This window comes from Bacillus sp. PAMC26543, assembly GCF_014250375.1.
Classification (GTDB): Bacteria; Bacillota; Bacilli; order Bacillales; family Bacillaceae; genus Bacillus; species Bacillus halotolerans.
Window position 1 is genome coordinate 1,351,218 of the sequence record NZ_CP060193.1, and the last position, 23,816, is coordinate 1,375,033.

20 protein-coding genes and 2 pseudogenes are annotated in these 23,816 nt (G+C 46.9%); 17 read left to right on the plus strand and 5 right to left on the minus strand.

The window, feature by feature from the left end; translation table 11 throughout:
* Positions 1-35 precede the first annotated feature (35 nt).
* From araA to H7F27_RS06800, 14 genes are all read left to right on the plus strand, one after another.
* Positions 36-1,526, plus strand: coding sequence for an L-arabinose isomerase (gene araA, locus H7F27_RS06735; RefSeq protein WP_101860148.1), 1,491 nt, complete (start codon positions 36-38; stop codon positions 1,524-1,526).
* Between the two features lie 15 nt (positions 1,527-1,541).
* Positions 1,542-3,227 (plus strand): ribulokinase, encoded by a 1,686-nt coding sequence (araB, locus tag H7F27_RS06740; RefSeq protein WP_101860149.1) that lies wholly within the window; start codon positions 1,542-1,544, stop codon positions 3,225-3,227.
* Between the two features lie 12 nt (positions 3,228-3,239).
* Positions 3,240-3,929 (plus strand): L-ribulose-5-phosphate 4-epimerase, encoded by a 690-nt coding sequence (gene araD, locus H7F27_RS06745; protein WP_024122427.1) that lies wholly within the window; start codon positions 3,240-3,242, stop codon positions 3,927-3,929.
* Complete coding sequence (locus tag H7F27_RS06750) at positions 3,907-4,725, plus strand: sugar-phosphatase AraL (RefSeq protein WP_101860150.1); 819 nt, start codon at positions 3,907-3,909, stop codon at positions 4,723-4,725. The genes araD and H7F27_RS06750 overlap by 23 nt, the downstream gene beginning before the upstream one ends.
* Positions 4,722-5,906, plus strand: coding sequence for a sn-glycerol-1-phosphate dehydrogenase (gene egsA, locus H7F27_RS06755; protein WP_185848729.1), 1,185 nt, complete (start codon positions 4,722-4,724; stop codon positions 5,904-5,906). The genes H7F27_RS06750 and egsA overlap by 4 nt, the downstream gene beginning before the upstream one ends.
* 30 nt (positions 5,907-5,936) lie before the next feature.
* Positions 5,937-7,238 (plus strand): arabinooligosaccharides ABC transporter substrate-binding protein AraN, encoded by a 1,302-nt coding sequence (locus tag H7F27_RS06760; RefSeq protein WP_024122424.1) that lies wholly within the window; start codon positions 5,937-5,939, stop codon positions 7,236-7,238.
* Positions 7,239-7,273: 35 nt separating this feature from the next.
* Positions 7,274-8,215: an arabinooligosaccharides ABC transporter permease AraP gene (locus H7F27_RS06765; RefSeq protein WP_095714249.1), complete on the plus strand. Its 942-nt coding sequence runs from the start codon at positions 7,274-7,276 to the stop codon at positions 8,213-8,215.
* A complete protein-coding gene (gene araQ / locus H7F27_RS06770) occupies positions 8,216-9,061 on the plus strand; it encodes an arabinooligosaccharides ABC transporter permease AraQ (protein ID WP_044153972.1) in 846 nt (281 codons plus the stop codon).
* Positions 9,062-9,079: 18 nt separating this feature from the next.
* Complete coding sequence (abfA, locus tag H7F27_RS06775; protein ID WP_185848730.1) at positions 9,080-10,582, plus strand: alpha-L-arabinofuranosidase AbfA; 1,503 nt, start codon at positions 9,080-9,082, stop codon at positions 10,580-10,582.
* Between the two features lie 150 nt (positions 10,583-10,732).
* A complete protein-coding gene (locus tag H7F27_RS06780; protein WP_024122421.1) occupies positions 10,733-11,059 on the plus strand; it encodes a PadR family transcriptional regulator in 327 nt (108 codons plus the stop codon).
* Positions 11,056-11,610, plus strand: coding sequence for an HAAS signaling domain-containing protein (locus H7F27_RS06785; protein ID WP_024122420.1), 555 nt, complete (start codon positions 11,056-11,058; stop codon positions 11,608-11,610). Before H7F27_RS06780 ends, H7F27_RS06785 begins: the two co-directional genes overlap by 4 nt.
* Positions 11,607-12,497, plus strand: a complete 891-nt coding sequence (locus H7F27_RS06790) for a DUF4097 family beta strand repeat-containing protein (protein WP_185848731.1) — start codon at positions 11,607-11,609, stop codon at positions 12,495-12,497. The genes H7F27_RS06785 and H7F27_RS06790 overlap by 4 nt, the downstream gene beginning before the upstream one ends.
* 111 nt (positions 12,498-12,608) lie before the next feature.
* A complete protein-coding gene (gene cstA, locus H7F27_RS06795) occupies positions 12,609-14,405 on the plus strand; it encodes a carbon starvation protein CstA (RefSeq protein ID WP_185848732.1) in 1,797 nt (598 codons plus the stop codon).
* Positions 14,406-14,438: 33 nt separating this feature from the next.
* Positions 14,439-14,822: a VOC family protein gene (locus tag H7F27_RS06800; RefSeq protein ID WP_044153993.1), complete on the plus strand. Its 384-nt coding sequence runs from the start codon at positions 14,439-14,441 to the stop codon at positions 14,820-14,822.
* A gap of 37 nt (positions 14,823-14,859) precedes the next feature.
* Here H7F27_RS06800 and H7F27_RS06805 read toward each other — a convergent pair whose 3' ends face one another.
* From H7F27_RS06805 to sspI, 4 genes and pseudogenes are all read right to left on the minus strand, one after another.
* Complete coding sequence (locus H7F27_RS06805) at positions 14,860-16,194, minus strand: (Fe-S)-binding protein (RefSeq protein WP_185848733.1); 1,335 nt, start codon at positions 16,192-16,194, stop codon at positions 14,860-14,862.
* Positions 16,191-17,603, minus strand: a complete 1,413-nt coding sequence (gene glcD / locus H7F27_RS06810) for a glycolate oxidase subunit GlcD (RefSeq protein ID WP_185848734.1) — start codon at positions 17,601-17,603, stop codon at positions 16,191-16,193. Before glcD ends, H7F27_RS06805 begins: the two co-directional genes overlap by 4 nt.
* A gap of 103 nt (positions 17,604-17,706) precedes the next feature.
* Positions 17,707-18,814, minus strand: a pseudogene (locus tag H7F27_RS06815) (CdaR family transcriptional regulator).
* 69 nt (positions 18,815-18,883) lie between these two features.
* Positions 18,884-19,099: a small acid-soluble spore protein SspI gene (gene sspI, locus H7F27_RS06820; RefSeq protein WP_010335228.1), complete on the minus strand. Its 216-nt coding sequence runs from the start codon at positions 19,097-19,099 to the stop codon at positions 18,884-18,886.
* Between the two features lie 120 nt (positions 19,100-19,219).
* On the opposite strand from sspI, the pseudogene H7F27_RS06825 reads away from it, so the two are divergent.
* A pseudogene (locus H7F27_RS06825) lies at positions 19,220-19,967 on the plus strand (TrmH family RNA methyltransferase).
* A 24-nt stretch (positions 19,968-19,991) separates the two neighbouring features.
* Here H7F27_RS06825 and H7F27_RS06830 read toward each other — a convergent pair.
* Complete coding sequence (locus H7F27_RS06830; RefSeq protein ID WP_081638352.1) at positions 19,992-20,240, minus strand: hypothetical protein; 249 nt, start codon at positions 20,238-20,240, stop codon at positions 19,992-19,994.
* An 83-nt stretch (positions 20,241-20,323) separates the two neighbouring features.
* Here H7F27_RS06830 and pheS point away from each other — a divergent pair, with 83 nt between their 5' ends.
* Together pheS and pheT are read left to right on the plus strand one after the other, a co-directional pair.
* Positions 20,324-21,358: a phenylalanine--tRNA ligase subunit alpha gene (gene pheS, locus H7F27_RS06835; RefSeq protein ID WP_059335559.1), complete on the plus strand. Its 1,035-nt coding sequence runs from the start codon at positions 20,324-20,326 to the stop codon at positions 21,356-21,358.
* Between the two features lie 15 nt (positions 21,359-21,373).
* Positions 21,374-23,788 (plus strand): phenylalanine--tRNA ligase subunit beta, encoded by a 2,415-nt coding sequence (gene pheT, locus H7F27_RS06840; RefSeq protein WP_185848735.1) that lies wholly within the window; start codon positions 21,374-21,376, stop codon positions 23,786-23,788.
* The last annotated feature ends 28 nt before the right edge of the window (positions 23,789-23,816 follow it).

Here is a 23,816-nt window from a genome sequence, read left to right on the forward strand (position 1 = left end):
GAAGCGTTTTATTTTATAAGAAAGGGGCAGTTAACATGCTTCAGACAAGAGATTATGAATTCTGGTTTGTAACAGGAAGCCAGCATCTATACGGAGAAGAAACGCTGCAGCTGGTAGACCAGCATGCAAAAAGCATTTGTGAGGGGCTTAGCGGCATTTCTTCCAGATATAAAATTAAGCATAAACCTGTTGTAACTTCCTCGGAAACCATCAGACAGCTGTTAAGAGAAGCGGAGTACAGTGAGACATGCGCCGGTATTATTACATGGATGCACACATTTTCTCCTGCAAAAATGTGGATAGAAGGCCTTTCCTCTTATCAAAAACCGCTTATGCATCTGCATACTCAATATAATCGCGATATTCCATGGGGTACGATTGACATGGATTTTATGAACAGCAACCAATCCGCACATGGCGACCGCGAGTACGGGTACATCAATTCTCGTATGGGGCTGAGCCGTAAAGTTGTCGCGGGCTATTGGGATGATGAAGAGGTAAAGAAAGAAATTTCTCAGTGGATGAATACGGCGGCTGCGTTAAATGAAAGCAGACATATCAAGGTTGCCAGATTCGGAGATAACATGCGCCATGTTGCAGTAACGGACGGAGACAAGGTGGGAGCGCATATCCAGTTCGGCTGGCAGGTTGACGGCTATGGCATCGGGGATCTTGTCGAAGTGATGAATGGAATTTCTGACGATGAGGTCGAAACACTTTATGCAGAGTATGACAAGCTTTATGTCATCAGCGAGGAAACGAAACGAGACGTAGCAAAGATAGCGTCCATTAAAGAACAGGCGAAAATTGAACTTGGTCTAACCGCTTTTCTTGAACAAGGCGGATACACGGCTTTTACGACTTCATTTGAAGTGCTGCACGGAATGAAACAGCTGCCTGGGCTGGCCGTTCAGAGGCTGATGGAAAAAGGCTACGGGTTCGCCGGAGAAGGTGATTGGAAGACGGCTGCTCTCGTCCGGATGATGAAAATCATGGCTGAAGGTAAAAGAACGTCCTTCATGGAAGACTATACGTACCATTTTGAACCTGGAAATGAAATGATTCTTGGCTCACACATGCTTGAGGTGTGCCCGACAGTTGCTTTGGATCAGCCGAAAATTGAAGTACATCCGCTGTCTATCGGAGGCAAGGATGACCCGGCGCGGTTTGTATTCAATGGCATCAGCGGATCAGCCATTCAAGCGAGTCTGGTTGATATCGGAGGGCGTTTCCGTCTCGTGCTCAATGAGGTAAACGGACAGGAAATCGAGAAAGATATGCCGAATCTGCCTGTCGCCCGCGTTCTCTGGAAGCCTGAGCCTTCATTAAAAACAGCGGCAGAGGCATGGATTTTAGCCGGCGGCGCACACCATACCTGCTTGTCTTACGAATTGACAGCGGAGCAATTGATGGATTGGGCGGAAATGGCGGGGGTTGAAAGTATCTTGATTTCTCGCGATACATCGATTCACAAGCTGAAACATGAATTGAAATGGAACGAGGCGCTTTACAGGCTTCAAAAGTAGAGAGGAGGATGTCACTTGGCTTACACAATAGGTGTTGATTTCGGAACATTATCAGGAAGAGCGGTGCTCGTTCACGTCAAAACTGGAGAAGAGCTGGCGGCGGCTGTCAAAGAATATCCACACGCCGTCATTGATACCGTCCTTCCCAAAACGGGTCAAAAGCTGCCGCGGGACTGGGCGCTTCAGCATCCGGCAGATTATCTGGAAGTCTTGGAAACAACGATTCCATCATTACTTGAACAGACTGGTGTTGATCCAAAAGAGATCATCGGGATCGGAATTGATTTTACGGCATGTACGATCTTGCCTGTCGACAGTGAAGGACAGCCATTATGTATGCTGCCGGAATTTGAAGAGGAGCCGCACAGCTATGTGAAGCTTTGGAAGCATCATGCCGCCCAAAAGCATGCTGATCGGCTCAATCAAATCGCCGAAGAAGAAGGAGAAGCTTTTTTACAGCGCTACGGAGGAAAGATTTCATCAGAATGGATGATTCCGAAGGTGATGCAGATTGCCGAAGAAGCGCCGCACATTTATGAAGCAGCTGATCGGATGATCGAAGCAGCTGACTGGATCGTGTATCAGCTGTGCGGCTCGCTGAAGCGAAGCAACTGCACAGCTGGTTATAAAGCGATTTGGAGTGAAAAAGCGGGATATCCTTCAGAGAATTTCTTTGAAAAACTTCACCCTGCAATGAAAACGATTACAAAAGATAAGTTAGCGGGATCGATTCACTCAGTAGGGGAAAAAGCAGGCGGGCTGACGGAAAAAATGGCACAGCTGACCGGTCTCCTTCCGGGCACAGCAGTTGCTGTTGCGAATGTTGACGCTCATGTTTCTGTTCCGGCTGTCGGTATCACAGAACCAGGAAAAATGCTGATGATTATGGGAACCTCAACATGCCACGTACTCTTAGGAGACGAGGTAAACATTGTGCCCGGCATGTGCGGGGTTGTGGACAACGGCATCCTTCCGGGATTTGCGGGGTATGAAGCCGGACAGTCCTGTGTGGGCGATCATTTTGAATGGTTCGTGAAAACGTGTGTCCCGCAAGCCTATAAAGACGAAGCGGAGAAAAAAAATGTCAGCATTCACGAGCTACTGAGCGAGAAGGCAAACATGCAGGCACCGGGTGAGAGCGGCCTCCTTGCCCTGGATTGGTGGAATGGAAACCGTTCAACTCTTGTTGATGCTGATCTAACGGGGATGCTGCTTGGCATGACGCTGCTGACGAAACCCGAAGAGCTTTACCGTGCGTTAGTTGAAGCAACAGCATACGGCACAAGGATGATTATTGAAACATTTAGAGAAAGCGGAGTGCCAATTGAAGAACTTTACGCAGCTGGCGGTATTGCTGAGAAAAACCCGTTTGTCATGCAGATTTATGCGGATGTCACAAACATGGATATTAAAATCTCAGGTTCACCGCAAGCCCCTGCCTTAGGATCTGCCATTTTCGGCGCGCTTGCGGCCGGTAAAGAAAACGGCGGCTATGATGACGTCACAGAGGCAGCGGCGCACATGGGGAAACTGAAAGATATTTCATATACGCCAAATGCTGAGCATGCCTCCGTATATGAAAAGCTATACGCTGAATATAAAGAGCTGGTTCAATATTTCGGAAAAGAGAATCATGTCATGAAGCGTCTGAAAACGATAAAAAATCTTCAATTTTCATCTGCCGCACAAAAGAATTCATAAAGGGTGATGAGCATGCTTGAAACGTTAAAAAAAGAGGTGCTGGCTGCCAACCTGAAGCTTCAAGAGCATCAGCTGGTGACCTTTACGTGGGGAAATGTGAGCGGTATTGACCGTGAAAAAGAGTTAATCGTCATTAAACCGAGCGGAGTCGAATACAGCGAGCTGACAGCCGATGACTTGGTTGTTTTGAATTTGGAAGGTGAGGTCGTAGAAGGCTCGCTCAAACCTTCTTCTGATACACCCACTCATGTTTATTTGTATAACGCGTTTCCAAATATCGGCGGGATTGTCCATACCCATTCTCAATGGGCGACAAGCTGGGCGCAAGCCGGAAGGGACATACCCCCTTTAGGCACGACACATGCCGATTATTTCGACAGTGCGATTCCGTGTACACGTGAAATGTACGATGAAGAAATCATTCATGACTACGAACTGAATACAGGCAAAGTGATCGCGGAGACCTTTCAGCATCATAAATACGAGCAGGTGCCGGGCGTGCTCGTTAATAACCACGGCCCGTTCTGCTGGGGCACAGATGCCTTAAACGCCATTCATAACGCGGTGGTGTTAGAAACGGTTGCGGAAATGGCGTATCACTCTATGATGCTGAACAAGAATGTCAACCCGATCAATACTGTTCTCCACGAAAAGCACTTTTATCGAAAACACGGAGCAAATGCGTATTATGGCCAGTCATAATCCCGCAGTATCACCGGCCGGTTTTCTGATTGACTTGGACGGTACCGTATTCAGAGGAAACGAACTGATCGATGGAGCAAGAGAAGCCATCAGTACACTTCGAAATATGGGAAAGAAAATCGTCTTTTTGAGCAACCGGGGAAATATCTCCCGTGCCATGTGCAGAAAAAAACTGCTTGGTGCCGGAATAGATGCAGATGTAAACGAAATTGTCCTGTCATCAAGTGTGACAGCAGCCTTTTTAAAAAGGAACTATCGTTTTTCAAAGGTATGGGTGCTTGGAGAACAGGGCTTGATTGACGAACTGAGGCTGGCAGGCGTCCAGACAGCAGATGAACCGAAGGAGGCGGATTGGCTTGTCATCTCGCTTCATGAAACACTCACCTACGAAGACTTGAATCAAGCCTTTAAAGCGGCCGCCGCAGGCGCTCGTATAATTGCCACGAACAAAGACCGCTATTTTCCTAATGAGGACGGGAATGCCATCGACGTCGCTGGAATGATTGGGGCGATAGAAGCTTCTGCTCAGGCGAAGACGGAGCTTGTCGTCGGAAAGCCGTCGTGGCTGATGGCGGAGGCTGCCTGTACTGCGCTGGGGCTTTCTGCACATGAATGTATGATTATAGGGGACAGCATTGAATCTGATATCGCAACGGGAAAGCTGTATGGCATGAAGAGCGCTTTAGTGCTGACTGGTTCAGCGAAACCGGGTGAACAGCGTTTGTATACGCCGGATTATGTACTGGAGTCGATTAAGGATGTAACCAAACTGGCTGAGGAGGGGATTCTGCTATGAATCATATCGCAGCTGACGTTCAGCGTGCTTTTGAACACGCGGGGGAGATGACATTTCCTGTAGAAGTAGAAGAAATTGTTCTAGAAAAACAAGCAGCCGATCGGTTGTTGGATTATGTAAAAAGAAAGAATGATCAGCGTATCGTCCTTGTCTGTGATCGGAATACGCACCGTATAGCGGGGATCGAGTTAGAAGATCGCTTGATAAAGGAAGGGCTTCAGGCGGAGTGTCTGATCATTCCGGAAAATGAAGCGGGAGATGTGGCGGCAGATGAACGGTCACTCATTCATGTGCTGGTCCATACGAAAAAATCAACAGATATCATGATCGCAGTCGGTTCGGGGACTATCCATGATATTGTGCGTTTTGCCGCCTTCCAGAGGGGGCTGCCGTTTATTTCTTATCCGACCGCCCCATCCGTTGACGGATTTACATCAGCCGGTGCGCCCATTATTTTATACGGTACGAAAACCACCATCCAAACGAAGGCCCCGTCCGCGCTGTTTGCTGATCTTGACATCTTAAAATCGGCGCCGCAGCCTATGGTGGCGGCTGGATTTGGGGATATGCTAGGCAAAATGACGTCTCTGGCTGATTGGAACATTTCTCATCAGCTCGCTGGTGAGCCATATTCATCAACAGGCGCAAAGCTCGTACAAGAAGCACTTGATGCCTGTATCGAAAACGCTGAAGACATTGCGATGAAAACGGAAACGGGCATCCGGGTCCTGATGGAGTCCTTGATTGTATCAGGACTTGTCATGCTGGCTTTGGATCATTCCCGTCCTGCTTCAGGAGGGGAGCATCATATTTCCCATTGGATTGAGATGGAATTAATGGAGAAAAAACGGCCTCAGATTCTCCATGGGGCAAAAGTGGGCTGTGCGGCCGTTTTATTGACTGACACGTACAGAAAGCTGATCCAAGCCGAAGGGCTGAACGAATTTTCTCCGCGTCAGCGGGAAGTCATTCAATCGGCTTATGAAACGCTGCCGGAAGGAAAAAAGCTGGCCGGCTGGCTGAAATCTGCCGGAGGCCCTGCGTATTTTGACGAAATCGGTGTCGGGCATGATTCCGTCAAAAATGCCTTCAGACACGCACACACCTTAAGAGACCGCTGCACCGGATTAAGGCTCATCAATGAAAACAAAACGCTTGTCAATCATGGTCTTTATGAATAGCCCGCACCTCGAATGGAAGGGGTAACATAGATGAAAAAGATGACTGTCTGTTTTCTTGCGCTCATGATGGTTTTGACATTATTTATCGCTGGGTGTTCAGCGGAACGGTCATCCGGTAAACCGGGTGAAACGGAGCTGACTTTTTGGACATTTAACGGACTTCATGAGCAGTTTTATGTGGAAATGGTGAAAGAGTGGAACAAGAAATATCCTGACCGTCAAATTAAACTGAATACGGTCGTCTATCCGTATGGCCAAATGCACGATAATCTGTCGATTTCCTTAATCGCCGGGGAAGGCGTGCCTGACATTGCAGATGTAGAATTGGCCCGGTTTTCAAACTTTCTGAAGGGCACCGATGTGCCGCTTGCCGATTTGTCCCCGCTTATTGAAAAGGACCGGGATAAATTCGTAGAGGCGCGTCTTACGTTGTACAGCAAAAACGGCAAGCTATACGGGCTGGATACTCATGTAGGAACGACAGTTATGTTCTATAACATGGATATTATGAAAAAAGCCGGCATCAACCCGGATGATATTAAAACATGGGATGATTACCGCAAAGCCGGACAGAAAGTGCGCAAAGCGACCGGAAAGCCAATGGGAACGGTGGAAACAAATGATTCAGCAACATTTTTATCAATGATTTCACAGCAAAACTCAGGGTATTTTGATAAAAATGGAAAGCTGATCCTGAATAATGACACCAACGTAAAAACGCTTCAGTATTTAAAAGACATGATTAATGATAAAACAATGATCGCTGCACCAGGCGGCGGGCATCACAGTGAAGAATATTACGGTTTTATGAACCAAGGCGGAGCGGCTTCTGTTCTGATGCCGATTTGGTATATGGGAAGATTCATAGATTATATGCCTGATCTGAAAGGGAAGATTGCCATTCGGCCGCTTCCGGCATGGAAAGAAGGAGGCGACCGTTCAGCGGGTTTGGGCGGCACAGCCACCGTTGTGCCAAAGCAGGCCAAACATGTCGAATTAGCGAAAGAGTTTCTCGCCTTTGCGAAGGGTTCTGAAGAAGGAAACAAAAAGCTTTGGAGTGTGCTCGGGTTCGATCCGCTTCGCTGGGATGTCTGGAGCTCCAAGGAATTGAAAGAGAAAAACCAATACACGGATTACTTCCAAAACGGAACAGGCATTTTTTCTGTGCTGCTCGATATCAAGGATGAAATCAATCCGATTTATTTACATGAGGATTTTGCCAAGGCTTCAGACCTTGTCAACAGAAGCGTATTATTCGACGCGCTCAAATCTCAGCAAAAGACGCCAAAACAAGCCTTGGACAGAGCGGCAGGTGAACTGAAACAGAAATAGAATCCCATTCAAAAAGTGAAAGCGGGGAGGTTCTCATGAAACCTGTGAAAACGGGAACGGCTCATCCCGTTCCTTCGGCTGCGAAAGAATCAGGCTGGCGAGGTATTTTTTATTCGAAAAAAGCGGCGCCTTATCTGTTTACAGCGCCATTTGTTTTATCCTTTCTTGTTTTTTTTCTATATCCCATCATTAGTGTCTTCATCATGAGCTTTCAAAGAATATTGCCTGGAGAGGTGACGTTTGTCGGGTTATCCAATTACACCGCTCTTAACAACCCGACGTTTTATACCGCCCTTTTTAATACGCTGGAATATACGTTTTGGACGCTGATTGTGCTGATTCCAGTTCCATTGCTGTTGGCCATATTCTTGAATTCGAAACTGGTCAAATTCAGAAACATTTTCAAATCAGCGTTATTTATACCTGCACTGACTTCTACCATTGTGGCTGGTATCATTTTCAGGCTGATCTTTGGAGAGATGGAAACATCTTTAGCCAATTCGATTTTATTGAAACTCGGCTTTTCACCGCAGAACTGGATGAACAATGAACATACCGGCATGTTTTTGATGGTGCTGCTTGCTTCGTGGAGATGGATGGGAATTAACATCCTTTACTTTTTGGCCGGACTGCAAAATGTGCCGAAAGAGCTGTACGAAGCCGCTGATATTGACGGAGCAAATACGTTGAAAAAATTTATGCACATTACGCTGCCGTTTCTGAAGCCTGTATCCGTCTACGTTTTAACCATCAGCATCATTGGCGGGTTCAGGATGTTTGAGGAAAGCTACGTCCTTTGGCAAAATAATTCCCCGGGTAATATCGGCCTGACGCTTGTCGGATATTTATATCAGCAGGGCCTTGCTTACAATGAAATGGGATACGGGGCGGCCATCGGCATTGTCCTTTTGATTGTCATACTTGTTGTCAGCCTGATTTCATTAAAACTGTCAGGCTCGTTTAAGGGGGAGGGGTAAATGTTGCAGCACAGTCCTCAGTTTCGGGTGTACAGAATCGCGCTTACTCTATTTTTTATCATGCTGAGCCTGTTGTATATTTTCCCGATTTTCTGTCTGCTTTTAGGATCATTAAAGCCGTCATCTGAGCTTTTGCGGGTGGGGCTGAATGTTGACATTGATCCAAAAGTGATGAGTCTTGATAACTATACATTTTTGTTTAACGGCGGCAGCATTTATTTTAAATGGTTTTTTAACAGCCTTGTGCTCGGTCTATTAACGACAGTGCTTACTCTGTTTTTCTCGTCGATGATCGGATACGGGCTAGCGGTTTATGAATTTAAAGGCAGAAATATCATTTTTGTTCTTGTGCTGATTATTATGATGGTTCCGCTGGAAGTGATGATGCTCCCGTTGTTTAAGCTTACAGTCGGACTGCATTTGATCGATTCGTATACGGGTGTCATTTTGCCGTTTATCGTTTCGCCGGTAGCTGTTTTCTTTTTCCGGCAATATGCACTTGGCCTTCCGAAAGACCTGCTGGATTCAGCAAGGATGGACGGATGTACGGAATTCGGCATTTTTTTCAGGATTATGGCGCCTCTGATGAAACCGGCATTCGGAGCGATGATTATTCTCCAGTCTTTAAACAGCTGGAACAACTTCTTATGGCCCTTGATTGTGCTTCGGTCGAAAGAAATGTTTACGCTTCCAATCGGGCTGTCCAGCTTGCTTAGCCCTTACGGAAACAACTATGACATGCTCATATCCGGCTCAGTATTTGCCATTTTGCCGGTGATTATCATTTTCTTGTTTTTCCAAAAATACTTTATCTCCGGCCTGACAGTAGGCGGAGTCAAAGGATAATGAAGGAGGAAACGTGTAATGAAAAAAGCGAGAGTGATTGTGGACAAAGAATATAAAATTGGTGAAGTCGACAAACGGATTTACGGGTCGTTCATCGAGCACATGGGGCGTGCTGTATACGAAGGCATATATGAACCTGATCATCCTCAGGCTGATGAAAACGGGTTTCGCAAGGATGTTCAGGCGTTAATCAAGGAATTGCAGGTTCCGATCATCCGCTATCCGGGCGGAAACTTTTTATCAGGGTATAATTGGGAGGACGGCGTCGGACCTGTCGAGAACCGCCCGAGACGCCTTGACTTGGCATGGCAAACGACAGAAACCAATGAAGTGGGAACGAATGAATTTTTAACTTGGGCAAAAAAGGTGAACACAGAAGTCAATATGGCTGTTAACCTTGGCACGAGAGGGATAGATGCTGCCCGCAATCTCGTAGAATACTGCAATCATCCGAAAGGCTCTTACTGGAGTGATTTGAGAAGATCGCATGGCTATGAACAGCCGTACGGTATCAAAACGTGGTGCCTGGGTAACGAAATGGATGGCCCGTGGCAGATCGGCCACAAAACAGCTGACGAATACGGACGGCTTGCCGCGGAGACGGCAAAGGTCATGAAATGGGTTGACCCATCAATTGAACTTGTTGCCTGCGGCAGCTCAAACAGCGGCATGCCGACCTTTATCGATTGGGAAGCAAAGGTGCTGGAGCATACGTACGAGCATGTCGACTATATTTCTCTCCATACGTATTACGGAAACCGGGATAACAATCTGCCAAACTATCTGGCTCGTTCAATGGATCTCGATCATTTTATTAAATCTGTTGCTGCAACCTGTGACTATGTAAAAGCAAAAACACGCAGCAAGAAAACGATCAATCTCTCTCTGGACGAATGGAATGTATGGTATCACTCAAATGAAGCTGATAAAAAAGTAGAACCGTGGATTACTGCGCGGCCTATTTTAGAAGATATTTATAATTTTGAAGATGCCTTATTGGTGGGCTCATTGCTCATTACGATGCTGCAGCACGCAGACCGTGTGAAAATCGCGTGTCTTGCACAGCTTGTAAATGTCATCGCGCCAATCATGACGGAAAAAGGCGGAGAAGCATGGAGACAGCCGATTTTTTATCCGTACATGCATGCTTCTGTCTACGGCAGAGGAGAGTCGCTGCAACCGCTTATTACTTCACCGAAGTATGACTGCTCTGATTTTACTGATGTGCCGTATGTTGACGCCGCAGTCGTATATTCTGAAGAGGAAGAAACACTGACGATTTTTGCGGTGAACAAAGCTGAAGATCAAATGGAAACTGAAATTTCGCTCAGAGGCTTTGAATCGTATCAAATCGCAGAGCATATCGTACTTGAGCATCCGGATATTAAAGCGACAAACCAGCATAACAGAAAAAATGTCGTCCCGCATTCCAACGGAACATCGTCTGTCAGTGAAAACGGCTTAACCGCACATTTCACGCCGCTTTCATGGAATGTGATCCGTCTGCAAAAACAATCATAATAGCAACATGAGCCGGAGATCTGTCTCCGGTTTTTTATTTTTTCTTAGTAAATATGATTCAGTACCTTGTAATGTTCAGTAGCGGATGTTACCATGTGAGGGATGGTGGAAAATATAAACAAAATTACGGGCCGCAGGGAGGATTTGATCATGAATGCTCAATTTAAAAAGGGAGCATTAGAGTTATGTGTGCTTGTATGTATTGCTGAAAAAGACCAATACGGATATGAGCTGTCTCAAAACATTTCCCGGTATATGGCTATTGCTGAAGGCACCTTATATCCTCTTCTAAGAAGACTGACGAAAGAGGAGTATTTAGAAACATATATGGCTCCGTCTTCTGAAGGGCCTGCCAGAAAATATTACACGTTGTCAAAGCTTGGTGTCATGCGAATGAAATTGCTGCTGGCAGAATGGGATCAGTTCACAGCATCCGTCAACCAAATCATTGATGCGGCAAGGGGAGGAGAACGATGAATCAAGAACAGTTTTTACAGGAGTTAAGCAAAGCGTTACAGCCGCTTTCTGAAGAAGAGCGGAATGAGATCTTATTTGATTTTGAGGAACATATTACCGAAGGGATGAAAGAAGGCAGGCCGGAAGCGAACATTATCAGGGAACTCGGCTCCCCAAAACAAATTGCAAAGGAATTGGTGCCAGATGTGACGGAAACTGCTCCAGCAGTGCAGCGCCCTAAGAAGAACCTCTTCCAGATGGCATGTTCAGCAGCAGCGATAAGCATCTTGAATTTGATTTTTGTGCTGGGACCAGCTATTGGCATTTTTGGAGTGTACGTAGGTTTCTGCGGGGCAGCGCTTGCACTCTCTGTATCACCAATTATGTTTGTCGGCATGGTGATGTTTCAAATGAATACGCACATGATGCTGGAGTTCTTTTTATCACTCATGTTTGGCAGTCTGGGACTGCTATCTTGTATAGGGCTGTGGCATATAGGAAAGCTGCTGTATAGCGTGAGTTTACGATATATCAGATATAATTTAAAGCTGGTGACGGGGGCGCAGACATGAAAAAAATCATAATAGGATTGATCGCAGTACTTGCAGTCGGGGTAATCGGAGCTGTCATCTCTGCAGCTGCCTCGGATTTTACAAAAGAAGAGGTGAAAGCTGCCGAAACTTATGATCCTGCAGATATTAAAAAAATTGAGGTAGCAACGAGCTCGATGAATGCAGAGGTCAAAAGCGGGCAAACGGATGATATTCAGGTAGCTGCTGAAGGACAAGTCAGTGATAAAAGCAAAAAGCTGTTCGATGTGACCCAAGATGGAAAATCATTAACAATCAATCAAATAGCACGCGAGAATATCATCTCTTTTATACCGTGGGGCAGCGAAAAGGATATGAAAATCACAATCACGATTCCGAAAAAGAAGTATGATGAGATAACCGTAACGACAACCTCTGGCGATATTCTGATAGAAAATGCGCAAACGGATCAATCAGCTGCTGACTCTACATCAGGAAATATTGAGCTGAAGCATACACGCATCGAAAACGAGCTGACGCTAAAAACAACGAGCGGAGATGTTCAAGCTGATCAAAATTCATTCGGCCAAGGTGAGGTAAAGACAACAAGCGGATCAATAAAAAGCAGCCGCACAACAGCTGAAAAGGTGAACTATAAGACAACTTCCGGGGATATTGATCTTCTTCAGGATCATCAGAACGAAGAGGTCGACATCGTCACTACGAGCGGAAGTGTGTCAGTAGGGTATCAGAAAGAACCTGCATCTTTGGCAGTGGATTTTCAGGCTGACTCAGGTGATACTGCGGTCAATCTCGACCACATCCTGTATAAAGAAAAGACAGAGCACCGTGTTGTAGGTTATGTAGGTGATCGCCCCTCTAACCGTTTAAAAGTTCGTACAACCTCTGGAGACATTGAACTAAACTAACTGCCTCAAGCCGGCCCATTCCAGCCGGCTTTTTTGAATAGGAAAAAATGACCGCTTTTTGCTCTGAAATTATGATATATTTATGAAAAACAGCAAAGGGGTTGGGGAGAAATGAATGCGGTTACAATTGTGATAGCGTCAATGTGTATATTGGCTATCGCCTATCGTTTATACGGAACATTTATGATGGTGAAGGTTCTCAAAGTGAATGATGATAAGCCAACGCCTGCACATGCGCTTGAGGATGGAAAAGACTATGTGCCTACAAATAAATGGGTCTCATTCGGTCATCATTTCGCGGCCATTGCGGCGGCCGGGCCGCTGGTCGGACCGATTCTCGCGGCGCAGTTCGGTTATTTGCCGGGATTATTATGGCTGTTAATCGGGGCGGTGATAGGGGGAGCCGTCCATGATATTGTTGTGCTGTTCGCGTCAATGCGTCAAAACGGAAAGTCGCTGTCGGAAGTGGCGAAGGATGAGCTTGGTCCTGTTGCCGGCTTTTGTACGGGACTGTCCATGCTGTTTATTATTACCATTACGATGGCAGGCCTGTCGATGGTTGTGCTGCACGCGCTTGAACGGAATCCGTGGGGGACATTTGCTGTAGGGATTACGATTCCGATTGCGATGGGTGTCGGCTTGTTTTATAAGAAAACAGGGAATTTAAAGCTGGCGTCTTCTATCGGTTTTCTATTTTTAATGGCTGGAGTGTTTATCGGCCCTTGGGTGCAGACTACCGCATTTGGTGATCTGTTAACCCTTGATACGAAAACGCTTGCAATCGCGTTGCCGATTTACGCTTTTTTTGCAGCGGCACTGCCGGTCTGGCTGCTGCTCGCACCGCGCGATTATTTAAGCAGTTTTATGAAAATCGGTGTGTTTATCGCTTTAATTGCGGGTGTGTTTGTCGTTAATCCGTCCATTCCATTTCCGGCTTTTACGGAGTTTATAAAAGGCGGCGGGCCTGTGCTTGCGGGTCCTGTCTGGCCATTCATCTCGATTACGATAGCCTGCGGCGCGATCTCGGGGTTCCATGCCTTTGTCGGTTCCGGCACCACGCCGAAAATGCTTAATAAATGGAGTGATATGAAGCCGGTTGCTTTCGGTGCAATGCTTGTTGAGTGCCTTGTCGGCATTATGGCGCTGATTGCGGCGACTGCTTTGCAGCCTGCAGATTACTTTGCGATCAACAGCACGCCTGAGGTTTTCCGTACGCTCGGCATGGATGTTGTGCATTTGCCTGAACTGAGCAGGGAAATCGGTTTGGACTTAGAAGGCAGAACAGGGGGAGCCGTCACGCTTGCGGTAGGAATGACTTATATTTTTACCGGAATTCCGTTTTTCAGCCATCTGGCCTCATACTTTTTCCAATTTGTCATTATGTTTGAAGCGGTGTTTATTTTAACGGCGATCGACGCCGGCACGCGTGTGGCACGCTATTTGATTCAGGACTTCTTCGGAGAGGCGTATAAGCCGCTGAAGAAAACGGACTGGATTCCCGGATCTGTATTTGCCAGTGCGCTTGCCTGCTTTATGTGGGGCTATTTGCTTTACTCAGGTGATATCGGATCCATTTGGGCGCTGTTTGGCGTTTCCAATCAGCTGATGGCTTCAGTGGGTCTGATTATCGGAGCAACCATTGTGCTGAAAATCGCCGACAAACGCCGTTACATCCTCACCTGCCTCATTCCGCTCGCCTATTTATATGTGACTGTGAATTACGCGGGCTATTGGATGGTGCGCTATGTGTATCTCAATCCAGACGCTGCGGGTTACAGTGTCCTGAATGGCGTTTTGTCTATCATCATGCTGCTGTTAGGATTCATCATTATCGTGGCGGCAGTGAAAAAATGGGCGCAGATGTGGAGAGATCCCAGCTTAAGAATGGAAGCCTCTATACCGGGATAAAAGGAAAAATGGAAACCTTAAGGAGGAAAAGAAATGAATTTATCAATGAAGTATATCATCCTGTATGTATCGGACAGCCAGCGCTCGATTCATTTTTATCAGCATATTTTGGGGCTGCCGATCCGCGCGGAACACGGCACATATGTAGAGTTTGATACCGGCTCCACCATTTTGGCGCTCAATACACGAGAAAGTGTCAAGGAAATGACGCCGTTAGATATACCGGAAACACCCGTTTCTTCACAAACATTTGAAATCGGGTTTGTCACTGAAAGTGTAGAAGCGGTCATCAAAAAAGTAAGAGAACACGGCATAACCATTATCGGGGAGCCTAAAGTGAAGCCATGGGGACAGACGGTCGCTTATATCGCCGATCCTGATGGACATTATATTGAAATTTGCAGTCCGATGGAATAAAGCACAAAGCCCAAAACAGAAATTGTTTTGGGCTTTCTTATGATGTTAGCGATCCGGCGGCTTCTAATAGCAAATCAGCAAGGTGAACAGCTCGGACCCTGTCGTTTAATCCCTCTCGTTCAATGCCGAGCTTCATCTGCAAAAGACATCCTGGATTGGCGGTTACAATGACCGCTGCTTCAGTTGCTTTGACAGCAGCCATTTTACTGTCCAGTATTTTCATTGACATGTCTGCTTCAACAATATTGTAAATTCCCGCTGATCCGCAGCAGCTGTCCGCTTTATCCATTTCTCTGAATTCAGCTCCCTTGATGCTTTGAAGAAGCTTTCTGGGCTCCGAAGATGTATGCATTACATTTCTCAAGTGGCATGAATCTTGATAGGTAATCAGTTTAGGTGTTTCAAGCTCCAAGTCTTTTTGGTGAAAATCAAGCTCAATCAAAACCGATGAAAAATCTTTTAGCTTCTGCACAAATGAAACAGCCCGCTCCGACCACTCGGGATCATCCTTCAGCAAATGGCCGTATTCAGTGAGAAAGGCTCCGCATCCGCCCGCGTTTGTAATGACAACATCTGCGTCTAGCGCTTCAAACGCGGCGATGTTTTGTTTCGCAAGCTCTTTTCCCGCATTTTTTTCGCCGCTGTGTCCATGCAGTGCGCCGCAGCATGCCTGCTCAGGCGGAATGACAATTTCACAGCCTGCCAGCTGCAGCAGTTTCAGCGTGGCATTGTTTGTCGGCAAAAACATCGTATCCATTAAACAGCCTGAAAAAAAGGCAACCCTTTTTTTAGCTGGGCCGACCGCCGGCAGTAAACGCGGCCGATGCTTCATTTCTTCACGTTTAGGCACATCCGGAAGAACGGCTTCCATCGTGCGCAAATGCTCAGGCAGAATGCGGAGCATGCCGGTTTTTCGCACAGCCGTCTGCAGCCCTGACCGCTGGTACAACCCAATGAGACTCACAGCCGAACGCATGCGGTTTTGATGCGGAAAGAGCTCCTGAAAAGCCGCTTTTCTCATAACACGCGCGCTGAGCGAGTGCTTTTTATTTTGGTGGATAATATCTCTTGCTTCCTCCAGCAGCTGTCCGTATTTAACGCCTGATGGGCATACCGGTTCACACGCGCGGCAGCCGAGGCAAAGAGACAGTGAACGCTCGACATCTTCATCCGGTTCAATCACACCGTCGGCGACTGCTTTCATTAAGGCGATTCGCCCGCGCGGCGAGTGAGATTCCTGAAAACCGGATTCGATATAGGTTGGGCAAGAAGGCAGACAGAAACCGCAGCGCATACAATTCAAAAGTTCGCTTTCATCCATACGCTCTTTAAACTCATGTTGGATCTGTTTCATTTCTTTTTCTGTTGTCATCTTTCCGTCACCACACGTTTTCTGGCATCTTTCGCAAACACTTTGCCCGGGTTTAAGATATTTTTTGGATCAAATGCCGCTTTCATTGCTTTCATTGCGGCGATGCCTTCTTTTTTCAGCTTCATTTCCAAGTAAGGCGCTTTCATGGCACCGACTCCGTGCTCCCCGGTAATCGTGCCGCCAAGCTCAATCGCTTTTTCAAAAATCTCGGCAAAAGCCTGTTCGACTCGCTCCATTTCATCTTTATTTCTTATGTCTGTCGTGCATGTCGGATGAAGGTTTCCATCCCCGGCATGGCCAAAGGTGCAGATCGAAATATCGTATTTCGCGGCAATGTCATTAATGGCTTTTACCATATTTGCGATTTCTGACCGCGGTACAGTCGCATCCTCCAAAATGGTGGTCGGCTTTAAACGGGCAAGTGCAGAAAGCGCTGAACGCCGGGCTTCAGTGAGGGCGAATGCTTCCTCATCTGTTTGTGCAGTTTGAACGGAGACGGCAGCGCCTTTTTTGCAAATTGCCTCAATGTTCTCCATGTCACGAGCCACGGTCTCAGCTGTCCCGTCCTGTTCGATCAAAAGAACCGCTTTCGCATTTGTCGGAAGGCCGATCTTGGCATAATCCTCAATCACCAAAAGGGTAGGCTGATCGAGAAATTCAAGTGTAGCCGGTATAATTTTTTCGGCAATAATGGCTGACACTGTTTGAGCAGCGGCATCAATATTTTCATAAAGGGCGAGCAGCGTCTTCTTTGTTTCTGGCTTCGGCACGAGTTTGAGAATCGCTTCTGTCACAATGCCGAGTGTCCCTTCTGAGCCGACAAAAAGGCGCGTGAGATCATACCCGGCTACATCCTTTGCAAGTTTTCCACCAGTGCGGATCATATCTCCGTTTGCCAAAACAACCTCCAGCCCGATGACGTAGTCACGGGTGACGCCGTATTTTAAGCCGCGGAGACCGCCGGAATTTTCATTGATGTTTCCTCCGATGGTTGATATTTTCATAGAACTCGGATCAGGCGGATAGAACAATCCCTTGCTTTCAACCGCACGGATTATATCTAAGGTAATAACGCCAGGCTGGACTGTGGCCGTCAAATTTTCTTCATCAATCTCAAGAATCTGATTCATATGCTTAAAGAGAAGAACAAGCCCGCCTTCAGTAGGGCACGTGCCCCCGCACAGGTTTGTCCCCGATCCTCTCGGAACAATCGGTACACGGTGCTCACTGCAAATGTTTAAAATACGTGATACTTCATGTGTATCTCTCGGCGCAATCACTGCATCCGGCATAGACTGAAATTGCGGTGTCGCGTCATATGAATACACGAGACGGCCGGCTTTCGAGTCATCATAGTTTTCCGGTCCGACGATTTGGATCAGCTGTTCTTTTACATCTTTGGTGATCATGTTCACCCATCCCCCTATCAAAAAACGCTTTCAATCTATTGTAAAAGAAAAAAAGCAAAGCTTTCCATGTAGGGACATACAAAAAATGAAACTGAAACTCTCTCTATTTTGTATCTTGACCTAAAAAGTAAAGCGCGACATACATCGTGACGATGTCCTCTGTACGCTGAAAACTTAAACCCGTCAGCTGTTCAGCCTTTGACAGGCGATAGCGGAGCGTGTTGATATGTATATGCATCTCTTCAGCCGTTTTTTTCAGGGACAAATCGTGATGGAAGAGAGTTCGTATCGTATTCATAAGCTCTTCGTTTCGGAGCGCTTCCTGGAGCACTCTTTGCGGAAATTCATGTCGTGTGCCCGGGCTGATCTCAGTCAGGCACATGTCAAGCTTAAGATCTTCCTCACATACTGCGGTTTTGCGTTTAAGGCTGACGGCCAGCGCTTTTTCAGCCTGTTCATATGACTGCGGCAGGCCGGAGCCGCTGACAGCCCTCCCAACGCCGGCAGCTGCGCGGCTGTTTCCGAGGCGTTCAGCCAATGAACAAATAAGCTGAATTTGCCGCAAAAGCTGCTCCTTTTGTTCATGGTTCGGCACTTCGTGATTAATCAGAATACGTTCATTTCCCCATCTGATGAATAGATCGGATGGAAACACTGATTTCCAGGCGCGTGCCATTTGATCAATATCGCCGGGAGACCATTCGTGCCCTTGAATGAGGATCATCTGGCGGAGGGAGGTAAGGTCAACGCCAAGAATCTGCGCCTTTTCGAGAAAACCCGGAGACCATTCTTTTAATTGCAGCCAGTCGATCATAAAGGATTCCAGCATTCTCTCGCGCCACTGGGTCTGCTCCAGATGCCACGATTCTTTAATGAACAGCTCTGTCATTTTCCTGAGCAGCTCCCCGTACGGCTGAATCTCAGCAGGTTCTCCCGTCAGTCCGAACACGGCGATGACATCACGCTCAGAAAATACGGGGAGGTTTAACCCCGCCTTTACCCCTTCGAGTCTCTTTTCATCTTCTTTTGTAATGATCACATTGCGTTTCTCTTTCGCGCAGATGAGCGCTCCTTCATGAAATAGCCCGACTCGCTCATCATTTGTGCTTGCGATAATGAGGCCGTCTGTGCTGACAATAATGACTTCACGTTCGTACATTTTTTTCACTTCGGCAATGATTTTTTTTCGCTAACAGCGGTTGTAAAAACATGGCGGCGATCCCCCTCATGTTTTTATTATATAAGAAAAAAACCGGGCGCTGTCACCCGGTTTTGATGTGCTATTGGGCAGGTTTTAATCCGCCTTCCAGCGTCTTTAACATTTCTTGTTTCTCACTCTCAGATGCGTGCTGCCAAATGACTTCAAACAAAACGCCGAGTCCCGGAAGCATTTTTTCTTCACCGCTTTGAATCGCGTCCACAATTGTGTGTTCAAGCTGCTCCTGATCATTGCCGGTTACATTGGCAATGACGGCATGACGTAAATTAAGATCCATATGAAGCGCTCCTTTTTTCTAAAAATGTAATACGTATATTCTAACCCTGCACCCGGTTTATTATGTGCTGTTCTTGCGATATAATAACATCATGTTAAAAAAAGGAGAGCCACACAGACAGTGAAACAAATAGAATCGGCAAAAAACCAAAAAGTGAAGGATTGGAAAAAACTTCACACAAAAAAAGAACGAACAAAAACGAATACCTATTTGATTGAAGGAGAACATCTTGTTGAAGAAGCCTTAAAGAGCCCGGGCGCGGTGAAAGAAATTCTTGTCAAGGATGAAGCGGACATCCCGCCGAATCTTGATATGGGCATCCAGTGCTACGTGCTGAGCGAAGACGCGTTTTCAGCTGTTACAGAAACGGAAACACCGCAGCGGATCGCCGCTGTTTGCAATATGCCGGAAGAACATCTCGCGCCGCCTAAACGTGTGCTGCTGATTGACGCTGTTCAAGATCCGGGGAATCTCGGCACGATGATTCGCACGGCGGACGCAGCCGGTTTGGATGCGGTTGTGCTCGGTGACGGCACGGTGGATGCGTTTAACGGAAAAACGCTGCGATCCGCGCAAGGCTCCCATTTTCACATTCCTGTTGTGAGAAGAAATTTACAATCATACGTGGATGAATTAAAAGCAGAGGGCGTAAAAGTGTACGGCACAGCACTGCAAAACGGGGCGCCTTACCAGGATATCTCACCATCCGGTTCATTTGCTTTAATCGTCGGAAATGAAGGGGCAGGGGTGGATACCGGATTGCTGGAAAAAAACAGATTTAAACCTGTACGTCCCGCTGTACGGGCAGGCTGAATCACTGAACGTTGCAATTGCGGCGGCTATCCTGATGTACCACTTGCGAGGATAGTGTTGCGCCGAGCGGAGTATTTCACTATAATAGAACATAATATTTGAAAAACCGTGACAGAGGATCTCGATTTCTGATCAACTGCCTTCCAGGGAGAAAATGCCGCAGACTGAGAGCATTTTTAAAGCAGCCAGAAATTGGTTTCACCTCTCGAGTTGTCACCGGGACCGCGCACCTTGCGCGTAAAGGTGAACCGGAATCTGATTCCGTTATGTCAATGAAGCTGACGACAGCATCAGTCTGTCTGAAATAAGGGTGGTACCGCGGCCACAACTCGTCCCTTGTCCTATAAGGGGCGGGTTTTTTTGTTTTTTAAAGACATATAACGGTTTGTTTACATAAAAGGAGGATGCAAAATGGAAGAAAAGCTAAAACAGCTGGAACAAGAAGCTTTAGATCAAGTAGAAGCGGCAAGCTCATTGAAGGTTGTCAATGATATTCGGGTTCAATATCTCGGAAAAAAAGGGCCGATCACAGAAGTGCTGCGCGGAATGGGCAAGCTTTCTGCGGAGGAGCGTCCGAAAATGGGCGCTCTTGCCAATGAGGTAAGAGAACGAATCGCCAATGCGATTGCAGCTAAAAACGAAAAGCTTGAGGAAGAAGAAATGAAACAGAAGCTTGCGGGACAGACAATTGACGTTACACTCCCGGGTAATCCTGTCGCAATCGGCGGACGCCATCCGCTCACTGTTGTCATTGAAGAAATTGAAGATCTATTTATCGGCATGGGCTATACCGTTGAAGAAGGCCCTGAGGTCGAGACGGACTACTACAACTTCGAAGCGCTCAACCTGCCGAAAGAACACCCTGCCCGCGATATGCAGGACAGCTTTTACATCACAGAGGAAATGCTGATGAGAACGCAAACCTCTCCTGTTCAGACGCGAACGATGGAAAAGCACAAAGGCAAAGGGCCTGTTAAAATCATTTGTCCTGGAAAAGTATACCGCCGCGATAATGATGACGCGACGCACTCTCACCAATTTATGCAGATTGAAGGGCTTGTTGTTGATAAAAACATCAGCATGAGTGATTTAAAAGGAACTCTTGAACTGGTTGCGAAAAAAATGTTCGGGCAAGACCGCGAAATCAGACTTCGCCCAAGCTTCTTCCCGTTTACCGAGCCTTCAGTAGAAGTAGACGTAACGTGCTTTAAGTGCGGAGGAAACGGCTGCTCTGTATGTAAAGGAACAGGCTGGATTGAAATCCTCGGCGCCGGCATGGTTCACCCGAATGTGCTGGAAATGGCCGGTTTTGATCCGAAGGAATATCAGGGCTTTGCGTTCGGAATGGGTGTTGAGCGCATCGCGATGCTGAAATACGGCATCGATGATATCCGCCACTTCTATACAAACGATGTCAGATTTATTTCGCAGTTTAAACAGGCGTAAGAGGAGGATGCTAGAATGTTTGTTTCTTATAAATGGTTAGAGGATTATGTTGATTTAAAAGGCATGGATCCGGCTGTTCTTGCTGAGAAAATAACAAGAGCCGGTATTGAAGTTGAAGGAATTGAGTATAAAGGAGAAGGCATTAAAGGCGTTGTCATCGGCCATGTGCTGGAGCGCGAACAGCATCCAAACGCCGATAAGCTGAATAAGTGCCTTGTAGATATCGGAGCTGAGGCACCCGTCCAAATCATTTGCGGCGCGCCAAACGTGGATAAAGGGCAAAAAGTTGCAGTCGCTACAGTCGGAGCGGTGCTGCCGGGCAATTTCAAAATCAAAAAAGCTAAGCTTCGCGGTGAAGAATCAAACGGCATGATTTGTTCTTTACAAGAGCTCGGTATTGAGAGCAAGCTTGTGGCGAAGGAATATGCGGAAGGCATTTTCGTTTTCCCAAATGATGTTGAAGCAGGAAGTGATGCGTTAGCTGCTTTACAGCTTGACGATGCTGTCTTAGAGCTCGGTTTAACACCGAACCGCGCCGATGCGATGAACATGCTTGGTGTTGCTTATGAGGTTGCAGCGATTTTAGACACAGAGGTAAAGCTTCCGCAAGCGGATTACCCAGTCGCTTCAGAACAAGCGTCAGACTACATTTCTGTCAAAGTTGAAGACCAGGAAGCAAATCCGCTGTATGCAGCAAAAATCATTAAAAACGTAAAAATTGCTCCGTCACCGCTTTGGATGCAGACGAAACTGATGAATGCAGGCATTCGACCGCATAACAACGTCGTGGATATCACAAACTTTGTTTTATTGGAGTACGGACAGCCGCTTCACGCGTTTGATTATGACAGATTTGGCTCTAAGGAAGTCGTAGTCAGAAAAGCTGTTGAAAATGAAACAATCTTAACACTCGACGATCAGGAACGAAAACTGTCTGCTGATCACCTTGTCATTACAAACGGGTCGAAAGCACAAGCCGTTGCTGGTGTTATGGGAGGAGCAGAATCAGAAGTTCGGGAAGACACAACAACGATTTTGCTTGAAGCTGCGTTCTTCAACGGGCAGACGGTTCGCAAGGCTTCAAAAGATCTTGGTTTGAGAAGTGAATCGAGTGCAAGATTCGAAAAAGGCATTGATCCTGCGCGTGTTCGTCTTGCGGCAGAACGAGCCGCACAGCTGATCCACCTGTATGCCGGCGGTGAAGTGCTTGCCGGAACTGTTGAAGAAGACCATCTCACAATCGAAGCGAACAACGTTCATGTATCGGCTGAAAAGGTGAACAGCGTTCTCGGCATGACGATCAGCAAAGAAGAACTGATCAGCATTTATAAGCGTCTTGGCTTTACTGTCGGAGAAGCAAATGACTTGCTCGTTGTGACTGTTCCGTCACGCCGCGGTGACATTCGCATCGAAGAGGATTTGATTGAAGAAGCGGCAAGATTGTACGGCTACGACAACATTCCGTCCACACTTCCTGAAACAGCGGGAACAACAGGCGGATTGACGCCTTACCAGGCAAAACGCCGTAAAGTCAGACGTTTCCTTGAAGGAGCCGGCTTGTCACAAGCGATTACCTACTCATTAACAAACGAGAAAAAAGCGGCGGCATTTGCGATTGAAAAATCATTTAACACTGTCCTTGCGCTTCCGATGAGTGAAGAAAGAAGCATTCTCAGACACAGCCTTGTTCCGAATCTGCTTGAATCCGTTTCTTACAACCTGGCAAGACAAACTGATTCGGTTGCATTGTACGAAGTCGGTTCCGTTTTCCTGACGAAGGAAGAGGATACAAAACCTGTTGAAACGGAGCGCGTGGCAGGAGCGGTAACCGGTTTATGGCGCAAGCATCTGTGGCAGGGCGAGAAAAAACCGGTCGATTTCTTTGTCGCAAAAGGAATTGTTGAAGGGCTGTTAGATAAACTGAACGTCCTGGGTAGCATTGAATTTGTGCAATCAGAAAGAAAACAGCTGCACCCGGGCAGAACTGCGAACATTCTTTTAAACGGTTCTCTTATCGGCTTTATTGGCCAAGTCCATCCTTCACTGGAAAAAGAACTGGATATTAAAGAAACGTACGTGTTCGAACTTGATCTTCACACGCTGCTTACAGCAGACACGGCGCCGCTCGTGTACACGGCGATTCCGAAATATCCGTCTGTGACACGTGATATCGCGCTGGTGACGGATAAATCAGTGACAAGCGGCCAGCTCGAGAGCGTCATCAAAGAGGCGGGCGGCAAGTTTCTGAAAGAAGTAACCGTCTTTGACGTCTACGAAGGAGAGCATATGGAGGAAGGCAAAAAGTCAGTCGCTTTCTCACTCCAATATGTAAACCCGGAGCAAACGCTGACTGAAGAAGAAGTGGCAAAAGCGCACGACAAAGTGCTGAAAGCGTTGGAAAACACTTATCAGGCCGTATTGAGAGGCTAATAAAAAAGCTTGCAGATATTCTCTGCAA

Excerpts from the sequence above, each read along its gene's own strand:
- abfA (WP_185848730.1), top strand. The coding sequence starts at position 9,080 with ATGAAAAAAGCGAGAGTGATTGTGGACAAAGAATATAAAATTGGTGAA.
- H7F27_RS06765 (WP_095714249.1), top strand. The coding sequence starts at position 7,274 with ATGAAACCTGTGAAAACGGGAACGGCTCATCCCGTTCCTTCGGCTGCG.
- araQ (WP_044153972.1), top strand. The coding sequence starts at position 8,216 with ATGTTGCAGCACAGTCCTCAGTTTCGGGTGTACAGAATCGCGCTTACT.
- egsA (WP_185848729.1), top strand. The coding sequence starts at position 4,722 with ATGAATCATATCGCAGCTGACGTTCAGCGTGCTTTTGAACACGCGGGG.
- H7F27_RS06785 (WP_024122420.1), top strand. The coding sequence starts at position 11,056 with ATGAATCAAGAACAGTTTTTACAGGAGTTAAGCAAAGCGTTACAGCCG.
- sspI (WP_010335228.1), bottom strand. The coding sequence starts at position 19,099 with ATGGATCTTAATTTACGTCATGCCGTCATTGCCAATGTAACCGGCAAT.
- H7F27_RS06780 (WP_024122421.1), top strand. The coding sequence starts at position 10,733 with ATGAATGCTCAATTTAAAAAGGGAGCATTAGAGTTATGTGTGCTTGTA.
- glcD (WP_185848734.1), bottom strand. The coding sequence starts at position 17,603 with ATGATCACCAAAGATGTAAAAGAACAGCTGATCCAAATCGTCGGACCG.
- H7F27_RS06805 (WP_185848733.1), bottom strand. The coding sequence starts at position 16,194 with ATGACAACAGAAAAAGAAATGAAACAGATCCAACATGAGTTTAAAGAG.
- H7F27_RS06800 (WP_044153993.1), top strand. The coding sequence starts at position 14,439 with ATGAATTTATCAATGAAGTATATCATCCTGTATGTATCGGACAGCCAG.
- araA (WP_101860148.1), top strand. The coding sequence starts at position 36 with ATGCTTCAGACAAGAGATTATGAATTCTGGTTTGTAACAGGAAGCCAG.
- H7F27_RS06760 (WP_024122424.1), top strand. The coding sequence starts at position 5,937 with ATGAAAAAGATGACTGTCTGTTTTCTTGCGCTCATGATGGTTTTGACA.
- H7F27_RS06790 (WP_185848731.1), top strand. The coding sequence starts at position 11,607 with ATGAAAAAAATCATAATAGGATTGATCGCAGTACTTGCAGTCGGGGTA.
- pheS (WP_059335559.1), top strand. The coding sequence starts at position 20,324 with ATGGAAGAAAAGCTAAAACAGCTGGAACAAGAAGCTTTAGATCAAGTA.
- cstA (WP_185848732.1), top strand. The coding sequence starts at position 12,609 with ATGAATGCGGTTACAATTGTGATAGCGTCAATGTGTATATTGGCTATC.
- H7F27_RS06750 (WP_101860150.1), top strand. The coding sequence starts at position 3,907 with ATGCGTATTATGGCCAGTCATAATCCCGCAGTATCACCGGCCGGTTTT.
- araD (WP_024122427.1), top strand. The coding sequence starts at position 3,240 with ATGCTTGAAACGTTAAAAAAAGAGGTGCTGGCTGCCAACCTGAAGCTT.
- pheT (WP_185848735.1), top strand. The coding sequence starts at position 21,374 with ATGTTTGTTTCTTATAAATGGTTAGAGGATTATGTTGATTTAAAAGGC.